Source organism: Streptomyces sp. NPDC060031 (assembly GCF_042736805.1).
Taxonomy (GTDB): Bacteria; Actinomycetota; Actinomycetes; order Streptomycetales; family Streptomycetaceae; genus Streptomyces.
Window position 1 is genome coordinate 139,026 of the sequence record NZ_JBHWVM010000001.1, and the last position, 21,711, is coordinate 160,736.

General features: G+C 71.2%; 17 protein-coding genes and 2 pseudogenes. 9 read left to right on the forward strand and 10 right to left on the reverse strand.

What is annotated here, in order from left to right; translation table 11 throughout:
• Positions 1 to 6: 6 nt before the first annotated feature.
• On the reverse strand, positions 7 to 246 hold the full coding sequence (locus ACFWB8_RS00620; protein ID WP_385220333.1) for a hypothetical protein: 240 nt from the start codon (positions 244 to 246) through the stop codon (positions 7 to 9).
• Between the two features lie 1,164 nt (positions 247 to 1,410).
• Here ACFWB8_RS00620 and ACFWB8_RS00625 point away from each other — a divergent pair.
• A complete protein-coding gene (locus ACFWB8_RS00625; RefSeq protein ID WP_385220336.1) occupies positions 1,411 to 1,827 on the forward strand; it encodes a C40 family peptidase in 417 nt (138 codons plus the stop codon).
• 150 nt (positions 1,828 to 1,977) lie between these two features.
• Here ACFWB8_RS00625 and ACFWB8_RS00630 read toward each other — a convergent pair whose 3' ends face one another.
• Positions 1,978 to 3,192: a S8 family serine peptidase gene (locus ACFWB8_RS00630; protein WP_385220339.1), complete on the reverse strand. Its 1,215-nt coding sequence runs from the start codon at positions 3,190 to 3,192 to the stop codon at positions 1,978 to 1,980.
• A gap of 425 nt (positions 3,193 to 3,617) precedes the next feature.
• Complete coding sequence (locus ACFWB8_RS00635) at positions 3,618 to 4,415, reverse strand: N-formylglutamate amidohydrolase (protein WP_385220342.1); 798 nt, start codon at positions 4,413 to 4,415, stop codon at positions 3,618 to 3,620.
• A 111-nt stretch (positions 4,416 to 4,526) separates the two neighbouring features.
• Here ACFWB8_RS00635 and ACFWB8_RS00640 point away from each other — a divergent pair, with 111 nt between their 5' ends.
• The 3 genes and pseudogenes from ACFWB8_RS00640 to ACFWB8_RS00650 all read left to right on the forward strand — a co-directional run bounded on the left by ACFWB8_RS00640 (position 4,527) and on the right by ACFWB8_RS00650 (position 5,630).
• Complete coding sequence (locus tag ACFWB8_RS00640) at positions 4,527 to 5,057, forward strand: GNAT family N-acetyltransferase (protein WP_385220345.1); 531 nt, start codon at positions 4,527 to 4,529, stop codon at positions 5,055 to 5,057.
• A gap of 190 nt (positions 5,058 to 5,247) precedes the next feature.
• Positions 5,248 to 5,484, forward strand: a pseudogene (locus ACFWB8_RS00645) (hypothetical protein); the annotation flags it as partial.
• On the forward strand, positions 5,484 to 5,630 hold the full coding sequence (locus ACFWB8_RS00650) for a hypothetical protein (RefSeq protein ID WP_385220494.1): 147 nt from the start codon (positions 5,484 to 5,486) through the stop codon (positions 5,628 to 5,630). The pseudogene ACFWB8_RS00645 and the gene ACFWB8_RS00650, both read left to right, overlap by 1 nt.
• A gap of 30 nt (positions 5,631 to 5,660) precedes the next feature.
• Here ACFWB8_RS00650 and ACFWB8_RS00655 read toward each other — a convergent pair whose 3' ends face one another.
• Positions 5,661 to 6,209: a DUF2231 domain-containing protein gene (locus tag ACFWB8_RS00655; protein WP_385220347.1), complete on the reverse strand. Its 549-nt coding sequence runs from the start codon at positions 6,207 to 6,209 to the stop codon at positions 5,661 to 5,663.
• Positions 6,210 to 6,428: 219 nt separating this feature from the next.
• Here ACFWB8_RS00655 and katG point away from each other — a divergent pair, with 219 nt between their 5' ends.
• A complete protein-coding gene (katG, locus tag ACFWB8_RS00660; protein ID WP_385220350.1) occupies positions 6,429 to 8,618 on the forward strand; it encodes a catalase/peroxidase HPI in 2,190 nt (729 codons plus the stop codon).
• 57 nt (positions 8,619 to 8,675) lie between these two features.
• Here katG and ACFWB8_RS00665 read toward each other — a convergent pair whose 3' ends face one another.
• On the reverse strand, positions 8,676 to 10,079 hold the full coding sequence (locus ACFWB8_RS00665; protein ID WP_385220353.1) for a short-chain fatty acyl-CoA regulator family protein: 1,404 nt from the start codon (positions 10,077 to 10,079) through the stop codon (positions 8,676 to 8,678).
• Positions 10,080 to 10,349: 270 nt separating this feature from the next.
• Between ACFWB8_RS00665 and aceA the strand changes: the two genes are divergently transcribed.
• The 4 genes and pseudogenes from aceA to ACFWB8_RS00685 form a co-directional block, all read left to right on the forward strand.
• Positions 10,350 to 11,639, forward strand: a complete 1,290-nt coding sequence (gene aceA / locus ACFWB8_RS00670) for an isocitrate lyase (RefSeq protein WP_385220356.1) — start codon at positions 10,350 to 10,352, stop codon at positions 11,637 to 11,639.
• A gap of 58 nt (positions 11,640 to 11,697) precedes the next feature.
• The gene (aceB, locus tag ACFWB8_RS00675) at positions 11,698 to 13,290 is read left to right on the forward strand and encodes a malate synthase A (RefSeq protein ID WP_385220359.1); all 1,593 of its coding nucleotides are present in this window, start codon (positions 11,698 to 11,700) and stop codon (positions 13,288 to 13,290) included.
• Complete coding sequence (locus tag ACFWB8_RS00680; RefSeq protein WP_385220362.1) at positions 13,287 to 14,210, forward strand: 3-hydroxybutyryl-CoA dehydrogenase; 924 nt, start codon at positions 13,287 to 13,289, stop codon at positions 14,208 to 14,210. Before aceB ends, ACFWB8_RS00680 begins: the two co-directional genes overlap by 4 nt.
• An 81-nt stretch (positions 14,211 to 14,291) precedes the next feature.
• Positions 14,292 to 14,663: pseudogene (locus tag ACFWB8_RS00685) on the forward strand (DUF5829 family protein); the annotation flags it as partial.
• Between the two features lie 61 nt (positions 14,664 to 14,724).
• Here ACFWB8_RS00685 and ACFWB8_RS00690 read toward each other — a convergent pair.
• From ACFWB8_RS00690 to ACFWB8_RS00710, 5 genes are all read right to left on the reverse strand, one after another.
• On the reverse strand, positions 14,725 to 15,504 hold the full coding sequence (locus tag ACFWB8_RS00690) for a crotonase/enoyl-CoA hydratase family protein (RefSeq protein WP_385220365.1): 780 nt from the start codon (positions 15,502 to 15,504) through the stop codon (positions 14,725 to 14,727).
• Positions 15,505 to 15,536: 32 nt separating this feature from the next.
• Positions 15,537 to 17,552 (reverse strand): DNA helicase RecQ, encoded by a 2,016-nt coding sequence (gene recQ, locus ACFWB8_RS00695; RefSeq protein WP_385220368.1) that lies wholly within the window; start codon positions 17,550 to 17,552, stop codon positions 15,537 to 15,539.
• Positions 17,553 to 17,662: 110 nt separating this feature from the next.
• Positions 17,663 to 19,024 carry a hypothetical protein gene (locus tag ACFWB8_RS00700; protein WP_385220371.1) on the reverse strand — a complete coding sequence of 454 codons (1,362 nt, stop codon included), beginning with the start codon at positions 19,022 to 19,024 and terminating at the stop codon, positions 17,663 to 17,665.
• A gap of 69 nt (positions 19,025 to 19,093) precedes the next feature.
• Positions 19,094 to 20,443, reverse strand: coding sequence for an amino acid permease (locus tag ACFWB8_RS00705; protein ID WP_385220374.1), 1,350 nt, complete (start codon positions 20,441 to 20,443; stop codon positions 19,094 to 19,096).
• Positions 20,440 to 21,711: an MFS transporter gene (locus ACFWB8_RS00710; RefSeq protein ID WP_385220488.1), complete on the reverse strand. Its 1,272-nt coding sequence runs from the start codon at positions 21,709 to 21,711 to the stop codon at positions 20,440 to 20,442. The genes ACFWB8_RS00705 and ACFWB8_RS00710 overlap by 4 nt, the downstream gene beginning before the upstream one ends.

Below are 21,711 nucleotides of genomic sequence, written 5' to 3' on the forward strand. Positions count from 1 at the left end.
TCCCGATCAGAGACCGGCGCGACCGGTGTTCACCGAAACGCCGGTGAGGCCCGTGACGAGACCGGGGACGTGGGAAACGATGCCGTGCGCGGCCTGCACGGTGCCGAGGGAGCCCACGACGCCCACGACGTTGCTGACATCGCTGGTCACGGCGCCGACCAGGCCACCGGACACGCTGATGAGGCCGCCGGAGACGGCGTCCAGCTCGGTGTCGGCGATCTCACGGGTCTCGATGTCGTTACGCATGATGCGCACCTTTCATTGGGGGGAGGAATGCATTCTTGCGGCGGGCTGGGCGGCCCGAAACTCGGCCGCCATTCTCGACTGCCGCAATGCGCAAGATGTAAGCACGCGAACGGGCTGCGCGCCCAATCCCATTGACGCCCCATCACGGGCGGACGGGCACCTCTGACGACTGACGTGCAGCTTGATTCACCGAATAGTGACGACTTCTTCACAAGATCGAGTAACACATACGGGCCGCCCGCTGCTTACACAGAACCAAACGGACCGAACCCCCACCAACCAGACGGGATATATCCGTCATACCGCAGGCCGAAGGGGGCGGGCAGCCACGATCGCGCACACGATGTGCAGGTTTCCGGAAGGCGCGCGGCGTGACGGACCCATCACGTCGGGTGTGCGGGGGAAGGGCCGCCCTGGCACGCCATCCGTTCGGCGGCGGTGGCGGCCTCCACAAGGCCGTGGCGGGGCGGCGGTGGGAGCCCGAGGTGCCGTCGGGGAGGGTGCAACCCGGCAGGGCGGCGAGGTGACGGGCTGCAGGCACGACGAGCCGCTCCTGGGCCGGGAGGTGAGCGCATCCCGGCCCCTCGCCTCGTGCCGTACCGCCATGGAGGACGACGGGAGCGGGGCCGTCGGGTCCGCAGGACGCGGGCCGGCCGTGACCGGGTCCAGCCGCCGATGATGCGGCCCTTCCGCCAGATGGTGGGCCGGTGTTGCCGCAGGCGTCGAGAGCGTGGGTGCGGGGACCTGACCGGCCCGGCCGCCACCGCGCCCCGAACCCTACGACGCCTGATGTGACTTGGTGCGCGTGGCCCTGCCGTGCGTCAGGCCGCCCATGGGGCGGGGCGAGGAACAGACCTGAGCCATCGCGCTCGAGACTCGCCGGATGATTTACGTATGTTCGCGGATTTGTTACAGAACCGATACACCTCCACCCCGTCTCCGGAAGTGAATTTCGGGCGGCATCGGGGAAAACTGGTCGGCCGTTACGCGCCAGGAATTCACGAGATGGAAAGCAGGATCTTCATACGTGTCCGATCGACCGCTGCCGCACCCGAACACGGAGGTACCACGATGTCCGTCCCCAGGACCGAATCCGAGTCCCGTAAGACCCGACAGGCTCACCGACTTGTTCGCCGCGCCACCGAATTCGGCCCCCCTCGTGTCATGCTGATGCTCTGCCTCCTGACCACCACGCTGGTCGGGCCCATGTCACCCGCCAACGCAGCCTCGTCGTACGGCGTCATGGCAGTGGCCGTGGCCGCCTCCAAGGAAGGCGCACCCTACGTCCGCGGTGCAACAGGGCCAAGACAATTCGACTGCTCAGGCCTGACGCTCTATTCGTTCAAGAAGGCCGGCAGACAGCTGCCCCGCACCGCCGAGCAGCAGTACGAGCACACGTCCCATATTCCGCGGAGCAAACGCGAATTGGGGGACCTGGTGTTCTTTCCCAGGGGCTCGACCGTGGAACACGTGGGAATCTACGCCGGCCACGACGAGATCTGGCACGCACCCCGCCCAGGTACCCGGGTGCGGCTGGAGCGGATCTGGAGCAGGAACGTCCGCTATGGGCGGGCCAGTTGAACTCATCCACACTGGCGCCGGGCGGCGTCAAGGGTGGTCGGCGAGGGCGGCCGCCGCCCTGAGGCCGTGACGACTGACATCGACAGGACGCCGGGGCCGTCGCACTCCCCTCGGGTGCGACGGCCCCGGCGCGTGCTCGGGCGGCTCCCGCTACTGCGTGGACACCTTCAGCAGCTTGTTCGGGGTTCCGCTGCTCGGGTTGGTGATCTTCCCCGGGGTCGCCTCCGCGGTCAGGGCCTGTGCGACCTGCGCGGGCGACGCGTCCTTGTGCCCGGCCAGGTAGAGGGCGGCGGCTCCCACCACGTGCGGCGTCGCCATCGAGGTGCCGGAGATGGTCTTCGTGCCGCTGTCACTGTCGTTCCAGTCGGAGGTGATGTCCGAGCCCGGCGCGTAGAGGTCGACGACCGACCCGAAGTTGGAGAACGAGGACTGGGAGTCGTCGGCCGTGCTGGAGGCGACCGTGACGGCCTCCGGGACCCGCGAGGGAGAGCCCTGCCCGGCGTCGGTGGACTCGTTGCCCGCCGCGACGGCGAAGGTGACGCCGGCGGCTATCGACCGGCGTACCGCCTCGTCCAGTGCCTCGTCGGCGCCGCCACCGAGGCTCATGTTGGCCACCGAGGGCCCGCTGTGATGCTGCGTCACCCAGTCGATGCCCGCCACGACCTGCTCGGTGGTGCCGGAGCCGTTGTCGTCGAGCACACGGACCGCGACGACCTTGGCCTTCTTGGCCACCCCGTGGGAGGTGCCCGCGATGGTCCCGGCGACGTGCGTGCCGTGCCCGTTGCCGTCGTCGGCGCTCTGGTCGTTGTCCACCGCGTCGAAGCCGTGCGCGGCCCGGCCGCCGAAGTCCTTGTGGGTGATCCGCACACCGGTGTCGATGACGTAGGCCGTGACGCCCTCGCCGCCCGCGTCGGGGTACGTGTACTTCTTGTCCCCCGCCGTCTGTGTCTGGTCGATCCGGTCGAGGCCCCACGAAGGGGGGTTGGCCTGGGTGCTGTTGATGGAGAACTTCTTGTTCTGGACGACCTTGCCCACGGCCGGGTCGGCGGCAAGGCGCTTGGCGTCGGTCTCCGAAAGCCCGGCCGCGGAGAAGCCGTTGACCGAGGACGTGTAGGTGCGCTTCAGCTCGCCGCCGTACTTCTTGGCGAGTGCCTGTTTGTCCGCGTCCTGGTCGAGGATGACGATGTAGCTGCCGCTCAGCGCTCCGGGTGCGCCGAGCCCGTACACCGTTCCCTCGGCGGGAGTGGTCGCGCCGGCGAGGGGGGACAACAGCATGCAGACACCGGTTGCAGTGGCGACTGCCGTGGCCACCGCAAAGACCCTGAGGCCGCGCGAACGGACACGTGCATGCTTGTGAGTTGACATAAAGCGGGCACTCCTCATGTTGACGTGTGGGGCGTCAAAGCGTGGTGCGTGACCACCCGGAGCCGAAAGATCTCCGGGGGTCAGCTCGAAACCCTGACCGATTAACGGAGTTGATTCAAGGCCGCCCCGGCGGTCAGCGTTGTTCAACAAGCTTTCTTAAAGAGACCTCCTCGCCAGCCCCGCAGAATGATCACACTCTTCGAACTATCCACACATACACACGACTTCCGGATGCATTCGCGAACACCGGGCTCGAACGACGGTTGTTCGTGACGTGGATCCGGGCATCAGACCCGGCCGCGGCCTCGGCGCGGGCGACGGCCGCGATGCCCCGGCGGACGACGCGGCGACGAACTGCAGCGGGGTGTCGCAGCGACGGGGCCTTCACGGAGGCCTTCACCGGCTGAGGCCCCGCGCCGAACCGGCTACGGGAGCAGGCCGTCCACGAGTTCTGCCAGGGCCTCCGCCAGCGCGACGAGGCCGGGTCCGGCGGGACCGCCTGGCTCGGACATGTACGTGTCCCGGCGGATCTCGACCATCAGCGCACCGACCCGCTCGTCCTTGCCGTAGTACTTCAGCGGTACGTACGTGCCGGCGAAGGGGCTGTCGAGTCCTGTGCCGTCGAAGTCCGCGAACGCCTTCCCGGCGACGGCGAGGAGGCCGGCCGGGGTGTGGAAGGGGTCCGTGCCCAGGCAGACCGGCGGCCGGAGCCCGCCACCGTGCAGTTCGTACGGGAGGGGCTGCGTGGGGTACGAGTGCACGTCGATGATCACGGCTCGTCCGGCGGCCTCCAGCCGGTCCTCCACGGCCCGCGTCATCGCGTCCGCGTACGGGTGGAAACAGCGGTCGATCAAGGGCCGGCCGTCGAAGCCGTCGGGACGCAGGCGCTCCCGGTGGGTGGTGTGCGTGTACACCGCTCCCATGCCTACGGCCAGCATCTCCTCGCGCTCGTCCGGGAAACGCTCGGGGTCGATGACGAGACGGGACAGGCCGTTGACGAACTGCCAGGGCGTGACGGCAGATCCGGCCGCGGCCGCCGCGGCGATGTCGGCGGTGTGGGAGTCCGTGATGTGGTCCAGCTCCTGCTCGAGCGCCTCGTCGTCCAGCACGATGCCGCCGCGGACGGACTCCGGTATGACGCGTGAGGAGTGCGGCACGTGCAGGATCACCGGCGACGTGGCGGCACCGGGGAGGAGTCGGAAGGGCTCGGGCGACTGATGCATGGGGGATTCCTCGGAGACGGGCCGCGCGGACAGACGCCCATGAGGGCATGGCGAGCCACATCCTCCCCCGCGCGCACGCGGGTGGTCCGGCTACAGCACTAGGCTTTCGCCGTGAACGACACCACACACGGCATACGGATCAGGCCGGGCAGCCCGGCCGACGCACCGGCCATTCTGGCCATGCTCGACTCCGCGGTGGTCTGGATGAACGATCGCGGCAACACCGAGCAGTGGGGCACGACACCGTATTCGCAGACGTCCGGCGGAGTGGCGCGGGTCGAGCGGTACACGAACGAGAACGCCCCGTACATCGCGGAGTTGGCCGGAGCACCCGTCGGAGCCCTGGTGCTGGACCACGGGCCCAGCCCGCAGATGCCGATCGCACCGGCCGGGGAGCCGGAGCGGTACGTCCGGTTGCTGGTCTCCGACCGACGGTACGCCGGTCGGGGCATCGGGGCGGCGCTGCTGGCCCATGCCGCCGAGGAGACCCGGCGGGCCGGGGTGGAGCTGCTGCGGGTCGACTGCTGGGCGGGAGGCGGGGGCGAGCTGGTCGCGTTCTACGAGCGCAACGGTTTCACCCCCGCCGACCGTTTCCTGTCCGGGACCTGGCCGGGGCAGGTGCTGGCCCGGCGGGTCGTCTGACCTGTCCTTCGCCCTCGCCCTCGCCCTCGCCCTCGCCCTCGCCCTCGCCCAGGGTCAGTCGGTCAGTCGCCTGTGGCGGCGCGGCCGGGCGACTGCTGGCGCCGCACACGGGCGGCGCAGGCATGGCGCCCGACGCCGCGTACATCGAGGCCCATGTCGCCGGTTTCGACCGCCTCGAACGTCACGTGGCCGGCTGCTGTGCACGGTCCTCCAGGGCTTCTACCAGTCCCACCAGGCCACCGCCGCCGTCCAGGTCAACGACCTGCACCTGATCCGCGGCATGCTCGAACGGCCAGGCTGCGGCGTCCTGCAGATGAACGGGCAGCCCACCGCCCAGAACACTCGCGAATGAGGAGCCGACGGAGATCTGCCCGGCTTCAGGAACTCGGCCAACCCCCGCCACATCGAGGGACTCGCGAGGGGCTGGTGGTCATCGCTCTGGCTCTGTACGCCGCCGCGGCCTTCGCCCTCGAAGACACCCGGGGCCGTCCCGTGCTGCCCGTCGGCCGCTACGGTTCCGGCGCCCGAGCCGTGGAGGAGGGGGCCGCGCCCGGGATCCGGACCCTGCTCTGACCTGCGGCGGTGGTCTCCCCGGGCCCCGCACTAGGGTGCGGGATCCGCTCCGACGGCCCGCCGGTAGGCCACGTGCCCGCCCAGCGCGCCGGTCAGGGCGACCGCGGTCAGCCCGCCCCACGACCACAGCACGCCCTTCGCCGAGCAGCCGCGCAGCCGCGCCGTCAAGGACGCGGTGTAGCAGACGACGGCGGTCACGTTCACGAGGGCGTGGGCCAGGCCGACCCGGGCCTGCTGGGGCGGCAGGTCCGCCCAGTCGACCCAACCGGCGACCGCTGCCGGAGCCACCCCCGCCAGTCCGACGGCCGTGAGGGTCGTCGCCGCACGCCGCGTTCCCGGTACGGCCGCATCGAGGACGGCCGCCGACAGCCAGCAGCCGATCGGCACCTGTACCAGGACGGGATGAACGGGATGGCCCAGCGGCCGGCCCCTTAGCAGGTCACGTGCCCCGCCCAGGGGAAGCGCGCGGATTCCGCGCTGGAGGCCCCTGATGGCCGGGTCCGCGACGGTCGTCCGCTCGAGACGGTCCAGCGATTTCAGCCACCAGGACGATGTGGTGTCGAGGATGCGTGTCTTCATGACCGACGTCTACCCGGCAGCGCGCCGCCATTCCCGCACTCGGCGTCGAGTGCGTCCGAACAGGCCTCCTGCCGACCAAGTCATTTCGGCTCCCCCGCAGCGTGTTCTCGCAGCAGTGCGGTCCGCGGTGCGCGACCATACGGGCTCGGATCGGAAAAGCACAGGCGTCAAGAGATACCGGCCAGCAGACGGAAAACCGCGACAGAAAGAAGGACGGACGTGTCCGGCAGCGAAAGCGAGAACCCGGTAATCCCCTCCCCGACCCCCGCGCCGACTCGCCCCAGGTCGAACCGGGACTGGTGGCCGAATCAGCTGGACCTTCAGGTTCTCCACCAGCACTCGCCCCGGTCCAATCCGATGGGCGAGGACTTCACGTACGCGGAAGAGTTCGCGACCCTGGACGTCGACGCGCTGAAGCGGGACGTCTTCGAGGTGATGACGGCGTCGCAGGACTGGTGGCCCGCGGACTACGGCCATTACGGGCCGCTGTTCATCCGCATGAGCTGGCACGCCGCGGGCACGTACCGCATCGCCGACGGCCGGGGCGGCGGCGGCTCCGGCGCCCAGCGCTTCGCCCCCCTCAACAGCTGGCCGGACAACGTGAGCCTCGACAAGGCGCGCCGTCTGCTCTGGCCGGTCAAGCAGAAGTACGGCCCCACAATCTCCTGGGCCGACCTTCTGATCTTCGCCGGCAACTGCGCCGTGGAATCGATGGGGTTCAAGACATTCGGATTCGGCTTCGGGCGAGAGGACGTCTGGGAACCCGAGGAAATCTTCTGGGGGCCCGAGGACGCGTGGCTCGGAGATGAGCGGTACAGCGGCGACAGGGAACTCACCGGTCCTTTCGGTGCCGTGCAGATGGGACTGATCTACGTCAATCCGGAAGGGCCCAACGGCAATCCGGATCCGATGGCTGCCGCCAGGGACATTCGCGAGACGTTCGGGCGTATGGCGATGAATGACGAGGAAACGCTTGCGCTCATCGTCGGCGGCCACACATTCGGCAAGTGCCACGGTGCGGTCGGCCCCGAGTACATCGGTCCGGAACCCGAGGCCTGCCCCATCGAGCAGCAGGCCATCGGCTGGAAGAACACCTACGGCACCGGGACGGGCGCCGACGCGCTCACCAGTGGCCTCGAGGGCGCCTGGACCTCCGAGCCGACGACGTGGGACAACGGGTACCTGGACAACCTGTTCGGGTACGACTGGGAGCTGACGACGAGCCCGGCGGGCGCGAAGCAGTGGACTCCCACGGATCCCTCGGCCAAGGACACCGTGCCGGATGCTCACGACCCGTCGAAGCGACACGCTCCCATGATGCTGACGACGGACCTGGCGCTGAAGCTGGATCCGATCTATGCGCCGATCGCGAAGCGCTTCCACGAGAACCCGGACCAGCTCGCGGAAGCGTTCGGCAAGGCGTGGTACAAGCTGCTGCACCGCGACATGGGGCCCCTTTCGCGTTACCTCGGCCCGTGGATCGCCGAGCCGCAGCTGTGGCAGGACCCAGTCCCCGAAGTCGATCACGAGCTGGTCGGGGACGAGGACGTCGCTGCCCTCAAAGGCAGGATCCTCGCCTCGGGACTGTCCGTCTCCCAGCTGGTCACCACCGCGTGGGCGTCGGCGGCGAGCTTCCGCGGCACCGACAAGCGCGGCGGCGCCAACGGGGCGCGGATCCGGCTCGCGCCGCAAAGGGACTGGGAGGTCAATGACCTGCCCGAGGTGACCGAGGTGCTGCGCGGCCTCGAGCAGATCCGGCAGGACTTCAACGGCTCACAGGCCGGCGGCAAGCTGGTTTCGCTGGCCGACCTGATCGTCCTGGGCGGGTGCGCGGCGGTCGAGCAGGCCGCGAAGAACGCCGGGCACGACATCACGGTCCCGTTCGCACCGGGGCGCACGGACGCCTCGCAGGAGCAGACCGACGTGGAGTCGTTCGCCGTGCTCGAACCCAGGGCGGACGGGTTCCGCAACTACCTCCCGGCGGGAGAGAAGTTGTCGCCGGAGACCCTCCTGCTGGACCGCGCCAACCTGTTGACGCTGACCGCACCCGAGATGACGGTCCTGACCGGCGGCATGCGGGCCCTGGACACCGGTTTCGAGCGGTCCCCGCACGGAGTCTTCACCGACCGGCCGCAGACCCTGACCAACGACTTCTTCGTCAACCTGCTCGACATGGGTACGGAGTGGAAGGCGTCGGTCTCGGCCGAGAACGTGTTCGAAGGCCGGGACCGCACCACGGGCGAGGTCAAGTGGACCGCCACCGCCGTCGACCTCGTCTTTGGTTCGCACTCCCAGCTCCGGGCCGTCTCCGAGGTCTACGCGTCCAAGGACGCGGGAGAGAAGTTCGTGCGTGATTTCGTGGCGGCGTGGGACAAGGTGATGAACCTGGACCGGTTCGACCTCGTCTGAGCCCGCCGCCTGCGCCCCGGTCGGCCGCTCCTCGGCCGACCGGGGCGGAGGCATTCCCTAGCGGGTTTCGTCCGCGATCCGGTACGGGATGAAGGTGCTCGAGTTCTCGTCGACGGCCAGGGGCCGGCCGAGCGGGGGCACCGCGCGCTGGGGGCAGTCGAGGCGCTCGCACAGGCGGCAGCCCATGCCGATGGGGGTGGCGGCCGCGGTGTTGTCGAGGTCGAGCCCGTCGGAGTACACGAGCCGGGAGGCGTGCCGGATCTCGCAGCCGAGGCCGATGGCGAAGGTCTTGCCGGGTTCGCCCCAGCCGCCGCGGTGGCGGGTGAGGGCTCGGGCGGTCCACAGATGACGCCCGCCGTCGGGCATGGCGGCGACCTGGACGTGGATGCGGCCGGGCGCGGCGAAGGCCTCGTACACGTTCCACAGCGGGCAGGTGCCGCCCGCGCGGGAGAAGTGGAATCCGGTGGCCGACTGGCGCTTGGACATGTTCCCGGCCCGGTCCACGCGCACGAAGGAGAACGGGACGCCGCGCAGCCGGGGCCGCTGGAGGGTGCTCAGGCGGTGGCAGACGGTCTCGTGGCCGAGCCCGAAGTGGTCGGTGAGCCGCTCGATGTCGTAGCGGAACTCCTCGGCGGCCGTGTGGAAGGCCCGGTACGGAAGGATCAGCGCGGCGGCGAAGTAGTTCGCGATCCCGATCCGGGCCAGGGAGTGCGCGGTGGAGCCGGCCGGGAAGTCCTCGGCGCCCAGCCGGTCGAGTTCGTCGCCGTACTCCAGCAGGGCCAGCTGGGTGGCCATGCGGAACGCCTGCTGGCCGGGGCGCAGCCGGGCCGAGAGGTGCAGGACGCGGGCCACGGGGTCGTAGTGGTGGAGCCGGTCGGCGTCCGAGGCGACCCGTACCCGATGGCGCTCCGTGAGCCGCCGGCCGAGGGCCGGCAGGACGTCGCCGGGGCGGATGCCGATCTCGCGGGCGAGCTCCTCGGCGGCGAGGTCGGTGTCGTGGAGGTAGTTCTGGCGGCGGTAGAAGAACTCCCGGATCTCCTCGTGGGGCGACCGGGGCGCGCCCGCGGCGGCGTCCCGGCTCTCCGCGGTGTCCGACAGCCGCTCGGCGAGGAGTTGGCTGCGACGGCCGAGATCGAGCAGCACTTGGGCCACGGCGGGCATCCGGGAGGCCAGTTCCGCGAGGTCCGAGGGGGACACCCGGGCCTCGGCGACCTCGCCCGCGAGGGCTTCGCGCAGGTCGGCGACGAGGCGGCTCGCATCGCGCTCCGAGAAGAAGCCGGGGTCGACGCCGAAGGCCTCCGTCAGCCGCAGCAGCACCGGCACGGTCAACGGCCGCGAATCGTGCTCCATCTGGTTGAGGTAGCTGGGCGAGATGCCGAGGACGCGGGCCAGTTCGGCCTGGCTCATCCGCCGCTCCTCGCGCAGCCGCCGCAGCCGCGCTCCCGCGTAGGTCTTGTTCACCGCGCCCCCTCGCTCCTCGCTCCTCGCCGTCCCCTGCCCGTCCGGACAGCCGCCAGCCTACGCGGGAAGGCGGCCACGCCAGCCTTCGCAAACTTTGCAGAATGCCTCCCGAAGATGCGCAGAACTTGGCATCCGTCCCCGGTTGATGGCACTGGGTGCCGCTGTAAGAGTCGTCCCATGGCCCGCCGGTTCCGGCGGCCGCACCCCACCACACGGCACGAAGTGCCATTCATTGGCACCCTTTGACGACTCACAGAGACGGTGACGGTCATGGCTCAGGCAGAGACGACGACGGCAGCAGCGGCGGACCTCGCGCAGCGGTGGGCGACCGACCCGCGCTGGGCGGGCATCGAGCGCACCTACGGCGCCGGCGACGTCGTCCGGCTGTCCGGCAGTGTCCGCGAGGAGCACACCCTGGCCCGCCGCGGCGCCGAGCGGCTGTGGCGGCAACTGCACGAACTCGACTACGTCCACGCGCTGGGCGCGCTGACCGGTGGTCAGGCGGTCCAGCAGGTGCGGGCGGGCCTGCAGGCGATCTACCTGTCGGGCTGGCAGGTGGCCGCGGACGCCAACCAGGCCGGGCACACCTACCCGGACCAGAGCCTCTACCCGGTCAACTCGGTCCCGCAGGTGGTGCGCAGGATCAACAACGCCCTGCTGCGCGCGGACCAGATCGCCACCGCCGAGGGCGGGAGCGACCGTACGGACTGGCTGGCGCCGATCGTCGCGGACGCCGAGGCCGGCTTCGGCGGCCCGCTCAACGCCTTCGAGCTCACCAAGGCCATGATCGCGGCCGGGGCCGCCGGCATCCACTACGAGGACCAGCTCGCCTCCGAGAAGAAGTGCGGCCACCTCGGCGGCAAGGTCCTCGTCCCCACTTCCCAGCACATCCGCACCCTGAACGCGGCCCGCCTGGCCGCCGACATCGCCGACACCCCGACCGTGATCATCGCCCGTACCGACGCGCTCGCCGCGAACCTGCTGACCAGCGACGTCGACGAGCGCGACGCCGAGTTCGTGACGGGCGAGCGCACCGCCGAGGGCTTCTACCGGGTGCGGAACGGGATGGCGCCGGTCATCGCCCGCGGCCTGGCCTACGCCCCGTACGCCGACCTCATCTGGGTCGAGACCGGCACCCCGGACCTCGCCCAGGCCCGCGAGTTCGCCGAGGCCGTCCACGCCCGGTACCCGGACCAGATGCTGGCCTACAACTGCTCGCCCTCCTTCAACTGGAAGGCCGCCCTGGACGACGACCAGATCGCCAAGTTCCAGCGGGAGCTGGGCGCGATGGGCTACCGGTTCCAGTTCATCACCCTGGCCGGTTTCCACTCCCTCAACCACGGCATGTTCGACCTGTCCCGCGGCTACGCCGAGCACGGCATGACCGCCTACGTCGACCTCCAGGAGCGCGAGTTCGCCGCCCAGGAACACGGGTTCACCGCCGTCAGGCACCAGCGCGAGGTCGGCACCGGCTACTTCGACCTGGTCTCCACCGCCGTCAACCCCGCCTCCTCCACCACCGCGCTCTCCGGCTCCACGGAGGAAGAGCAGTTCCACTAGCCGGGCCGCCCGGCCGGCCCCGCTCCTCCCGCGACCGCCCTCCCACCCAGGAGACCGCATGTCCACGCACGCGCTGACCCGCCGTACCCAGGTTCTCGGAGCACCGGGCGACCGTCACGAGGAGATCCTCACCCCCGAGGCACTGGAGTTCATCGGGCGCCTCGACGCCGCATTCGCGGACCGGCGCCTGGAGATCCTCAAGGAGCGCCGCCGCCGGTCGGCCAACCTGGCCTCGGGCACTCCGCTCGGCTTCTCCGTCGCCACCTCGTCCGTCCGGGCCGACCCGCACTGGCGGGTGGCCCCGCCCGCGCCGGGCCTGACCGACCGCCGGGCCGAGATCACCGGGCCGCCCGACCGGCGGATGACGGTGAACGCCCTCAACTCCGGCGCGCGGGTGTGGATGGCCGACTTCGAGGATGCCACCGCCCCCACCTGGGACGACGTCATCGGCGGCCAGCTGAACCTGCGCGACGCCATCGACCGGCGCATCGACTTCACCGCCCCCGGGGGCAAGGAGTACCGGCTCGGGCAGGACCTCGCCACGATCGTGGTCCGCCCGCGCGGCTGGCACCTCCTCGAAGAGCACCTGGAGATCGACGGCCGTCCCGTACCCGCCTCGCTGGTGGACTTCGGCCTCTACTTCTTCCACTGCGCCCGGCGGCAGATCGACGCCGGTCACGGCCCGTACTTCTACCTCCCCAAGCTGGAGAACCGCTACGAGGCCCGGCTCTGGAACGACGTCTTCCTGCTGGCGCAGGACCTCCTCGCCGTCCCGCGCGGCACCGTGCGCGCCACGGTCCTCATCGAGACGATCACCGCCGCGTTCGAAATGGAGGAGATCCTCTACGAGCTGCGCGAGCACAGCTCGGGTCTGAACGCCGGCCGCTGGGACTATCTCTTCAGCCTGATCAAGACCTTCGCCCACCACACGGACTTCCTGCTCCCCGACCGGGCCAAGGTCACCATGACCGCACCCTTCATGCGGGCGTACGCCGAACTCCTCGTCCGTACCTGTCACAAGCGCGGCGCCCACGCCATCGGCGGCATGGCCGCCCACGTCCCCGGCAAGGACCCGGCCGCCAACGAGGCCGCCCTGGCCAGGGTCCGGCTGGACAAGGAGCGGGAGGCCGAGGACGGCTTCGACGGCTCCTGGGTGGCCCACCCCGGCCTGGTCCCGGTCTGCCGCGAGGTCTTCGACGCGGTCCTCGGCGAGCGGCCGCACCAACTGGACCGCACGCGCGAGGACCTGGCCGTGCAGGCCTGCGATCTGCTCTCGGTACGCCGGATCAGCGGGCCGCCGACGCCGGAGGGCGTACGGGCCAACATCGCGGTGGCGCTGCGGTACTTCGGCGCATGGCTGAGCGGGCACGGCGCGGTCGCCCTGTACGGGCTGATGGAGGACGCCGCCACGGCCGAGATCGCCCGTGTGCAGCTCTGGCAGTGGATCCGCCATCGCGCCGTCACGCGCGAGGAGGTCCTCGGCCTCCTCGACACCGAATGCGCCGCGTTCGCGCGGGAGCAGCCCGATGCGCCGGTGGCCGAGGCCCGCCGGATCCTGGAGGAGACCGCGCTCGGCCTCACGCTGCCGCCCTTCTTCACCACCGGGGCTTACGCCCGCCACCTCGTACGCCGTACGGAGGCCCGCTCATGAGCATCCCCGCCCCGGTCCCCGCCCCCCTTCCCACCCCCGTCCCCACCCCCGCTCCCGCTCCCATCAGCCGGGTCGGCGTCGTCGGAGGCGGCCAGATGGGCGCCGGCATCGCCGAGGTCTGCGCCCGGGCCGGGATCGACACCGTCGTCTGCGAAGCCGACGCCACCTCCGCCCGGGCGGCCCGCGAACGCGTCGCGACGTCCCTGGAACGGGCCGTCCAGCGCGGGAAGCTCGACCGCGTCCGCGCCGAGGACGCCCTCGCCCGCCTCGTCTTCACCGGCAGCCTCGACGAGCTCGCGGACCGCCAGCTCGTCATCGAGGCCGTCACCGAGAACGCCGGGGCCAAGACGGACGTCTTCGGCGCACTCGACAAGATCGTCGAGGATCCGGAGGCCGTCCTCGCCTCCAACACCTCCGCCATCCCGATCATGCGCCTGGGCATGGCCACGCGCCGCGCGGACCGGGTCCTGGGCCTGCACTTCTTCAACCCCGTCCCCGTACTGCCCCTGGTGGAGATCGTCTCCTCGCTGCACACCTCGGCGCAGGCCCTGCGAACGGTGGAGGGCTTCGCCCGCGACACCTTGGGCAAGACCACGATCCGCTCCCGGGACCGGGCCGGCTTCGTGATCAACGCGCTCCTCGTGCCCTACCTCCTCTCGGCCATGCGCATGGCCGAGTCCGGGTACGCCACGGCCGCCGACATCGACACCGGCATGGAACTGGGCTGCGCCCACCCCATGGGCCCGCTGAGGCTCGCGGACCTCATCGGCCTCGACACCGTCGCCGCCATCGCCGAGTCGATGTACCAGGAGTTCAAGGAGCCCCTGTACGCCCCGCCGCCCCTGCTCCAGCGGATGGTGCAGGCGGGGCTGCTGGGCCGCAAGTCCGGCCGCGGGTTCCATCCGTACGACCGGGGCTGAGGGCCTGCGGCCCGTCGAACGGACGGCGAGCGCGGGCTCCGCGATCTACGATCGTCCGCATGTCGCTTCGCCGTGCATTACCCGCGCGGCACTACCGAGCCGGCCGGCCACCCGGGTGACGTCGGCCGCGCGCGGTACCTGTCCGACGGCTACCGCGACCACCTGGTGCGGGACGTGACCTCGATCCGCCTCGCGGTCACCGCACGGGACCTCGCCCCCACGGTGCCGCTGCTGCGGGCGGGCGGGTTCGCCGTACGGGAGGTCGCGGGCGGCGGCGGCGTGGCGCGGGGCGGCGGCACCACCATCCGCCTGGACGTCGTCGCACGCGACGAGGCCGGGCTGCGTGAGGTGGAGATGTTCCTCAACCACCCCGTGGCGTACCGCCACGAGGAGCGCATCGGTCACTCGACGCTCGTCGTCGGCCCGGGTGCGCGTGCCGTGTGGACGTTCGGCGCTGCCGAATGGGACGCAGTGCCGCGGCCCGTCCGGGACGGCCCGCGGCAGCCGCCCGCGCTCAGGCCTCGAACGAGCCGTGCCGTCCCGCGCCGGCGGCGAACCGGTCGGCGCCCGACTGGGTTTCGCCCGCCGCGAGCGGGACCATGCCGTGCCGGTACTCGGCGGCCAGCGCGTCCGCCTCGCTCAGGCCGTGCTGTTCCAGGACCGAGAGGCGGTCGTGTCGCAGGCACAACTGAGGGAACCCGGCGATCTGGCGGGCCAGTTCCTCCGCCGCGCGGCGGGCCTGGCCCGGCGGCACCAGGCGGTTGGCGAGCCCGATGTCGTACGCCTCGGGCGCCGCGACGGCCCGGCCGGTGAGGATCAGGTCCATGGCCCGGCTCTCTCCGATGAGCCGCGGCAGCCGCACCGTACCGCCGTCCACGAGCGGTACGCCCCAACGCCGGCAGAACACCCCGAAGACCGCGTCCTCCTCCGCGACCCGCAGATCGCACCACAGGGCCAGCTCCAGGCCGCCGGCGACCGCGTGCCCGGCGACCGCCGCGATGACCGGCTTGCCCAGCCGCATCCGGGTGGGCCCCATGGGGCCGTCGCCCTGTGCGAGCACCTGGTTCCCGCGCCCGGCGGCGACCGCCTTGAGATCGGCGCCGGCGCAGAACGTCCCGCCCTCGCCCCACAGCACGGCGACGGCGGCGCTGTCCTCGGCCTCGAACGTGCGGAAGGCCTCGGCGAGTTGGGCCGCGGTCGGGCCGTCGACGGCGTTGCGGACCTCCGGCCGGCTGAGGACCACCGTGAACACCGGCCCGTCCCGCTCGATCCGCACGGCCGACTTCTCGTCCATCGCGTACCCCTCCCGCTCACCTGCCCCCGACGTTACTGCCAGTCGTCCCAGGGCGGGTCCATCTCGTCGAGGTCGAAGGGCGGCTCGTCGGGGTGCGGCGCCTCCGGCTCCGCGACCGACGCGACCGACGCCTCCGACGCGAGCGACGCGTCCGACGCGAGCGCCGGGCCGGCCGGGGCCGGCTCGAGGGCGTCGCACTGCGCCAGGGTGTCGAGGACGCCCTGGCCGTACTTGGTGAGCTTGGCCTCGCCGACCCCGCCGATGGTGGCGAGCTCCTCCACCGAGGCGGGCAGTAGCGTCGCGATCTCCCGCAGCGTCGCGTCGTGGAAGACGACGTACGCCGGTACGCCCTGCTCGCGCGCCGTCGCGGCCCGCCAGGCCCGCAGGGCCAGGAAGACAGGTTCGGCCGCGGCCGGCAGGTCGACCGGCACGCGGGCGCCCTTCCCGGAGCGCGACCCGGACCGGGACTCCTTGCGGGCCGGGCCGGCGGCCGCCTTCTCCTTGCGCATCGGGACGCTGCGGCGGCCTCCCAGCACCTCGCCGCTCTCCTCCGTCAGCACGAGCGTCCCGTACTCGCCCTCCACCGCCAGCAGCCGCAGCGCCAGCAGCTGACGAACGACCCCGCGCCACTCGGCGGTGCCCAGCTCCGACCCGACTCCGAACACCGACAGCGCATCGTGGTCGAACTGGATGACCTTGGCCGTCTTCTTGCCCTGCAGGATGTCGATGATCTGGCCGGCGCCGAACTTCTGGCGCCTTTCCTTCGCCAGCCGCCACACCGTGGACAGCAGTTTCTGCGCCGCGACCGTCCCGTCCCAGGACTCGGCCGGCGTCAGGCAGGTGTCGCAGTTGCCGCACGGCCCGCCCATCTGCCCGAAGTACTCCAGCAGCCGCTCCCGGCGGCAGCCGACCGTCTCGCACAGCGCGAGCATGGCGTCCAGGTGCATGCCCAGGGAGCGGCGGCGTGCGTCATCGCCCTCGGAGCCCTCGATGAGCTTGCGCTGCTGGACCACGTCCTGGAGGCCGTACGCCAGCCACGCGGTCGCCGGCTCGCCGTCGCGGCCGGCCCGGCCGGTCTCCTGGTAGTAGCCCTCGACGGACTTCGGCAGGTCGAGATGTGCCACGAAGCGCACGTCCGGCTTGTCGATGCCCATGCCGAAGGCGATCGTGGCCACGACCACGACCCCGTCCTCCCGCAGGAAGCGCGCCTGGTTCGCCGCACGCGTACGGGCGTCCATTCCGGCGTGGTAGGCCACGGCCTCGATGCCCTGCTCGACCAGGAAGGCCGCGGTCTTCTCCACCGAGGACCGCGAGAGGCAGTAGACGACTCCGGCGTCCCCGTCGTGCTCGGCCCGGATCAGCTCCAGCAGCTGCTTGAGCGGGTTGTTCTTCCCGACGATGCGGTACTGGATGTTCGGCCGGTCGAAGCTGGCCACGAAGTGCCGGGCGTCCTCCAGGCCGAGCCGCGCCACGATCTCGGCGTGGGTGGCCTCGGTGGCCGTCGCGGTCAGCGCGATCCGCGGCACCTTCGGCCAGCGCTCGTGCAGCATGGACAGCCCGAGGTAGTCGGGCCGGAAGTCGTGACCCCACTGGGCGACGCAGTGCGCCTCGTCGATCGCGAAGAGGGACACCTTGCCCCGGTCGAGCAGCCGCTGCGTGCTCTCGGTGCGCAGCCGCTCGGGAGCCAGGTAGAGCAGGTCCAGCTCGTCGGCGAGGAAGGCCTGCTCGACGGCCTGCCGCTCGTACGGGTCCTGCGTCGAATTGAGGAATCCGGCCCGCACCCCGAGGGCGGTGAGCGCGTTCACCTGGTCCTGCATCAGCGCGATGAGCGGCGAGATCACGACGCCCGTGCCTTCTCTGACCAGCGCCGGGATCTGGTAGCAGAGCGACTTGCCGCCGCCGGTCGGCATCAGCACGAGGGCATCACCGCCGGCGACGACCTGCTCGATGATCTCCTGCTGCTCGCCGCGGAAAGAGCTGTAACCGAAGACGCGGTGCAACACCTGCAAAGCATCGGAGATCTCGGGGGAAGCGTCCGAAAGGGCCATTCACGAAGCGTAACGGCACCTGCCGACACCCCGGACCCGACGGCCGGAACCTGTGGACAACCACCCCGGCCGGGCCCCGCTCACGGGCCCGGCCGCCACCGGAGCCGGGTTCAGTGATCAGCCGTCTCGTGCAGCACCGCGCCCGCGTAGGCCCCGGTCGCCACGTTTACCACGACGTCGCCGCCGGCGGCGGGGGTGGCGCGGATGTAGGCGCCGCCGTAGCCGTTGGCCACGGTGAAGACCCCCCACAGGGGCGTCCACGGCTGCAGGTCGCCGTTCTCGTCGGGGTACAGCTCCGGAATCGGGCGGACCCTGCGCTGGACGATGAAGGGGCCGCCCAGCGCGGCGAGGACCTGCTCGCGCCACTGCTGCGGGGTGAGGCCGTCCGCCCAGCCGAGCAGCACGCCGTCTCCGCCTGCCAGCGAGGTCGGCTTGAGCGCCAGGTCCTGCTGGTGCGCCACGGCGTACTCGACGAGGTCGACGCGCTCGCCGCTCTCCAGCGTGACCGGACCCGGGCGGGCCATCCGCGTCCACGGGAGGATGCGGTCCAGACTGGCCAGCTCCTCGGCGCCGAACAGCTCACGGTTCTTCTCGTCCGAGAGCAGCGCGAGGGCGCCCTTGCTGGCGTACGCCGCGGAGTCCAGCGGCGTGAAGATCCTGACCTCGCCGCGCTCCGCGGCGTCGAGGACCGGATCCATGAGCGTCGCGACCTCCGGGGACTTCACGAGGTCCCCGATCAGGAACACCCGGAAGACGACGTCCACGGGCCTGTCCCCCAGCCACACCCGCCCGTCGCGCGCCTCCAGCTGCCCGAGGTGGCAGGGGTGGGCGTCCAGGCCCAGCTCCGTCCAGCGCTCGCAGAGGACCGTCATGTACGGGAGCATCTTCGCGTAGCCGTCCGGCGAGTCCGTCAGTGCGACCACCGGTCGGTCGCCCGGCTGGAATCCGCCCTCCACGATGACGTTGTTCACCTGCTCGCGCATCGAGTCCACGAAGCCCAGGCCCCGGCCCTCGGCGAAGTCGGCGAGCACGGGGTGTTCGAGCAGCTCGCGGCACATGTCGGCGTTGTCCATCCCGCCGACCGCGCTGCCTATGTTGAGCTCCAGCAGCTTGAAGCCGGTCTCGTCCAGGTACAGGTCGGCCCGGGTCTGACGGGAGACCGAGGGGCCCCTGCCGCGCATGACGGCGGAGACCTGTACCTCGGTCAGTCCCACCGCGCGGGCGAACGCCGCGAAGTCGCCGCCGAACAGCTTGTCGGGGAGGCCGGCCAGCGCCGCGCGGAGGTTCTCCAGGTCGGTGTGGAGCCGGACCTGCTCGGCCCGGCCGAGGAAGAGCGGACGCGAAAGGTACTTGCCCGAATAGAAGGTGTCGAGCAGCTCGGAGTCCTTCTGGGCCCCGACCAGCTCGCCCCCCTTGGCTCCGCATTCGGCCACTCTGGCCAGGTAGTCCTCGGTCAATGACACGCGGTCCATGTGTATCTCTCTCCGGTGTTCGGTGATTCCGTGGGTGCGGTCCGGCCTCGGCCGCGACGGCGCCGGGCTTCAGGTCCTGCGGGCGCGGATCAGGGCGACGGACAGGACCAGCGCGGCGAGGACCGCCGAACTGATCAGCTGAACCCGGGTGTCGTGGTCGATGGACATGCGCACGAGCAGCGCGAGGATGGCGGCCAGGGTGATCCAGCCCAGGTAGGGGTGCCCCCACATCCTGACCGGCGTCGCCTCGGGCAGGTGTCGGCGCAGGCGCAGCTGGGAGCAGATCACGAGGATCCAGACCAGGAGGAGCAGGTTGCCGACCGCGTTGAGGAGGTGCAGGAAGATCGTGTGGGGCCACAGCAGGTTCAGGACCACGCCGACGAAACCGAACGAAGTGGAGGCGAGAACCGCCAGGTGGGGCACGCCGGTTCGGGTGAGCCGGGTCAGGGCCGCCGGGGCCTGGCGGCGCTGGGCCAGCGAGAAGGCCATCCGGGCGGCCGCGTAGGTGTTGGCGTTGAGTGCGGACAGGAGCGCGATCACGACGATGACGTTCATGATCTGGCCCGCGGCGGGGACGCCGATCTCGTCGAGGACCGCCACGAACGGGCTGGCGCCGAGGCGCGAGTCGGTCCACGGCAACAGGCTCACCACGACGATCATCGAGCCGATGTAGAAGACCGAGATCCGCCAGACCGCGGTGCGCACGGCCTTGGCCGTGGCACGGACCGGGTCGTCGGACTCGGCGGCGGCGATGGTGACGACCTCCAGGCCGCCGAACGCGGGTATCGCGGCGACGAAGCCCGCGACGACACCGCCCCAGCCGTGCGGAAGCAGATCGCCGCTCAGGGCCCCGGACTCCCCGCCGGGGAGCACGCCGAGGATCGCGAGGACTCCCAGGACCAGGAAGCCGACGATCGCCGCGACCTTGATCAGGGCGAACCAGAACTCGAACTCCCCGAAGTTCCCCACCGCGGTGAGGTTGACGGCGGTGAAGACCGCCATGAAGAGGAGCATCAGCGTCCACTGCGGGACCCCGGGCAGCCACCCGTGGACGATGACCGCGGCCGCTGTGGACTCGACGGCGAGAACGACGACGAGGGTCGTCCAGTACAGCCAGCCGATGGTGAACCCGGCCCACGGGCCGAACGCCCGTTCCGCGTGCGCGGAGAACGACCCGCTGGACGGGAACGCGGAGGACATCTCGGCCATCATGCGCATCACCAGCATGGTGAGGACGCCCGCGGCCGTGAACGAAAGGACGATTCCCGGTCCGGCTTGCGCGATGCCCGCGCCGGAGCCGACGAACAGCCCGGACCCGATCACCCCGCCCATCGCCATCATGGTGAGGTGGCGGGGAAGCAGCGTGCCGTGCAGCTGTCTCGGAGGCTCGGTGGGGGTCAGGACGGGTGTGGTGGTCATGGGACATCCTTGGGCGTGACGGTGACGGACGTGCCGGTCAGTGGAGGTTCCCGCGGCGCCTCGGCGCCGCGGCGGGTGAGCTTGGACCAACGCAGCGCGACCGCGCCGGAGGCCACCGCGCCCATGGCGCCGAAGACCGCGATGACGGTCGGTGCGGGGACGACGTCGGCGGCGAACCCGGCGGCGGAGATGCCGAGCCCCTGGGCCACCCGGACCGCGGTGGAGGCCAGTCCGAAGGCCTGGCCGCGCAGGTCGTCGGGGACCGAGCTGCTGTACGCGGCGTTCGCGGGGACCTGGAACGCCGAGAAGAGCCCGGACACCCCCCACAGCGCACAGGTGACGGCGAGTCCCGGTGCCACCACGGTGAACACCAGCACCGCGCTGGATGCGATGGCCAGCGGGCCGAGCAGCCGCAGGCCGCGGTCCGGGCTCATCAGGCGGGTGACCACGAACACGCCGATGACGGCGCCGGTGGGACTGGCCGCGAGGAGGAGCCCGACCCCGGTCGGGCCGTGCCCCAGGGCTTGGGCGTAGGGCGCCGCCAGCCCTTCCTTGCACGCGTAGAAGCCCGAGAGGCAGCCGAACGCCACCAGCAGGCGCAGCCGGGGGTCGGCCCGGACCAGACGGGCCCCGCCGGTCATCGCGCTGCGCCTGCCGCCGCCCGGTGCGGGACCGGCCGGCCTCGGACGCCGCGCGAGGCCGAACCAGGTGAGCACCGCCGACACCAGGAACGTGCCCGCGTTGATCAACAGGGCCTGCGACGGCCCCAACGCCGCGACGGCCACGCCACCCGCCGCGAACCCCGCGAGCTGGCCGAGCTGGGCGGTCACGTTGACGATCGCGGCGGCGGCCAGGTAGCCCTCGCCGGGCACCATCGTCGGCAGCAGCGCCGAGCGTGCGGCCAGGTGCGGCGATTGCACCAGCTGCACGACGACCAGGAGCGCGCACAGCAGCCACAGCGGGGTGTCGGGAACGGCCATGGCGGCGACCAGGCCCGCCCGGGCCAGGTCGCACAGCACCATGAGCCCGCGCCGCGGGTAGCGGTCCGCCAGCCAGGACAGCAGCGGACCGCCCAGCAGCTCGGGCAGCAGGGTCAGGGCGTAGGTCAGTGCCGCCAGACCCGCCGACTCGCTCCGTGCGAACACCAGCAGCGCCAGGGCCACCCGGGCGAGCTGGTTGCCGCCGACGGCGGTGAGCTGCGCCAGCCAGAGCATGCGGAACTCGCCGATGGCGAAGACCTGGCCGAAGCGCGGTGCCTCGGGCGGCAT

Excerpts from the sequence above, each read along its gene's own strand:
- ACFWB8_RS00700 (WP_385220371.1), bottom strand. The coding sequence starts at position 19,024 with ATGGACCGCGTGTCATTGACCGAGGACTACCTGGCCAGAGTGGCCGAA.
- ACFWB8_RS00680 (WP_385220362.1), top strand. The coding sequence starts at position 13,287 with ATGAGCATCCCCGCCCCGGTCCCCGCCCCCCTTCCCACCCCCGTCCCC.
- ACFWB8_RS00630 (WP_385220339.1), bottom strand. The coding sequence starts at position 3,192 with ATGTCAACTCACAAGCATGCACGTGTCCGTTCGCGCGGCCTCAGGGTC.
- ACFWB8_RS00625 (WP_385220336.1), top strand. The coding sequence starts at position 1,411 with ATGCTGATGCTCTGCCTCCTGACCACCACGCTGGTCGGGCCCATGTCA.
- ACFWB8_RS00690 (WP_385220365.1), bottom strand. The coding sequence starts at position 15,504 with ATGGACGAGAAGTCGGCCGTGCGGATCGAGCGGGACGGGCCGGTGTTC.
- ACFWB8_RS00635 (WP_385220342.1), bottom strand. The coding sequence starts at position 4,415 with ATGCATCAGTCGCCCGAGCCCTTCCGACTCCTCCCCGGTGCCGCCACG.
- ACFWB8_RS00620 (WP_385220333.1), bottom strand. The coding sequence starts at position 246 with ATGCGTAACGACATCGAGACCCGTGAGATCGCCGACACCGAGCTGGAC.
- aceB (WP_385220359.1), top strand. The coding sequence starts at position 11,698 with ATGTCCACGCACGCGCTGACCCGCCGTACCCAGGTTCTCGGAGCACCG.
- ACFWB8_RS00705 (WP_385220374.1), bottom strand. The coding sequence starts at position 20,443 with ATGACCACCACACCCGTCCTGACCCCCACCGAGCCTCCGAGACAGCTG.
- ACFWB8_RS00710 (WP_385220488.1), bottom strand. The coding sequence starts at position 21,711 with ATGCCGCCCGAGGCACCGCGCTTCGGCCAGGTCTTCGCCATCGGCGAG.
- aceA (WP_385220356.1), top strand. The coding sequence starts at position 10,350 with ATGGCTCAGGCAGAGACGACGACGGCAGCAGCGGCGGACCTCGCGCAG.
- recQ (WP_385220368.1), bottom strand. The coding sequence starts at position 17,552 with ATGGCCCTTTCGGACGCTTCCCCCGAGATCTCCGATGCTTTGCAGGTG.
- ACFWB8_RS00655 (WP_385220347.1), bottom strand. The coding sequence starts at position 6,209 with ATGAAGACACGCATCCTCGACACCACATCGTCCTGGTGGCTGAAATCG.